The 1,806-nt window shown below is 38.7% G+C and carries 1 protein-coding gene; it reads right to left on the bottom strand.

Going from position 1 to position 1,806, the window contains the following annotated elements:
* Window positions 1-240: 240 nt before the first annotated feature.
* Window positions 241-1,488: a sugar transferase gene (locus tag ACTXGO_RS13175; RefSeq protein WP_443541373.1), complete on the bottom strand. Its 1,248-nt coding sequence runs from the start codon at window positions 1,486-1,488 to the stop codon at window positions 241-243.
* Between the last annotated feature and the right edge of the window lie 318 nt (window positions 1,489-1,806).

Here is a 1,806-nt window from a genome sequence, read left to right on the forward strand (position 1 = left end):
GTACTTATTTGAGTGACGCCCTGCGCGTTTAGCCAGTCAATTTCTGCTTTTAATCGCAGATCATTCATATGCAGGTTTTGGGCGTTAGCGATCGTACTCATCAAGCCTACGCTTAACCCTATACTGACAATACCCAAAGTATTCAGACGACGGCGAAGCAAATGTATGGTCATAATGGTTTACTCTTGGTTTGTAGTGTTGGACGCAGAGTCTTGCTGTAACGTCTTGATTTCATTAATGTTAGCGTGACCCAAATCCAGTAAGGGTAGTATGAATAGTTCTAAAGAAAATCAGCAAATCTAAGGTAAAGGAAATATGCTTAATGTAATAAAAATCGTATTCAATCTTTAACTGAGTCTCCTCAGCACCAGTTGCATAACCTTGATTGACCTGTGCCCAACCCGATATACCTGGCTTGACAATATGACGATAATTAAAAAATGGTACTTGCTGTTCGAGCTTGACCGCAAAATCAATAAACTCTGCTCTAGGTCCGATCAGGCTCAGCTCGCCTTTGATGACGTTAAGAAACTGAGGCAACTCATCGACTCTCGTTTTACGAATGAACTTGCCTACTTTGGTGATTCTATCATCATTATCAACTGTCAAAACTTCTTTCGCCTGCTCGCGCATGCTACGAAATTTATAAACCTTTATAGTCTTGCCACGATAGCCTACTCTTGATTGTACATAAAACACCTTACCGCCATCTTCACGCTTGATAGCTAGTGCTGTCAATACACAAATAATGAGAGTCATCGGTAATAATAGCAAAATTATCAACACATCAAGGCAGTATTTGACCATCATATAATTGCCAGAAGGCAAAAGAGAACCCAGTTCATTCTCGTACAGGTGATTAATCTTGACTCTACCTGTCAAAGATTCGCGTATATTGCGATGATGATATACCGGAATGCCTTCTAGAGTTTTATTAGCGATGAACTCTTCCCACTCGTCGGTCAAGTCATAGCTATGCAGATCAGTGACAATACCATTGACCTCTTGGTCGAGGTTAGTGCTATCAAGTTTTAGCCACTGTGCTGTTGGTACCTGCTCTGGCATATCTATAGCGCGACCTACAGGGATATAGGCTAGTGTCTGAATCGTATTATGACGATTGATAATATTAACTATAAATAAAAAGCTAAGTAAGCAAAGACTACTTATACAGTAATAAGCAATAGAAAAAGGTAGATAGGTCAGACCAGATACCACTACGATAACGATAAACCAAAAAAAGAACACCGGTAGTATGTATAAGCTAGAATTAATACCAGGGAAGCGGCGTATCAGGTTTAGGGTAAATATAGTCGATACGGTGAGCATAGTACTGATAAAGACACTAAAAGTAGTCTGTTTAGCAATACCGAATATGGAGTACTGCCAATCAAAGAACAAATACGGAATCCAAGTACAGACGACTAAGCCAATAAGAAGCTGGACAGGCAAAAATCGTAAATACGTTAGTATCTTCTTATTGAACATAGTGACAATCTTAAATATAGAGTAAGGAAAAATCGGGCAATTATAGCTTAAAAGACCATACAATTGATAAGTATTTTAAATAAGCTAAATACTATAAAAATAAAAGGCTTATAAATAGTCAATTAGAATCAAGGGTTTGCATAAGTATATATGTTCTCAACGGCTCAGTCCCATCTCATTTGTCATGACCTGATTGACCTTATGAACCTCAAACTTGTCTTCAGTGAGTTTACGAGAGGCCTGTCCCATAGTAGTAATCAGATCAGGACTGATGATTAGCTTCTCCATAGCTTCAGCCAACTCACCAACTGATTTTAC

The sequence above is a fragment of the Psychrobacter sp. T6-1 genome (assembly GCF_052258445.1).

Excerpts from the sequence above, each read along its gene's own strand:
- ACTXGO_RS13175 (WP_443541373.1), bottom strand. The coding sequence starts at position 1,488 with ATGTTCAATAAGAAGATACTAACGTATTTACGATTTTTGCCTGTCCAG.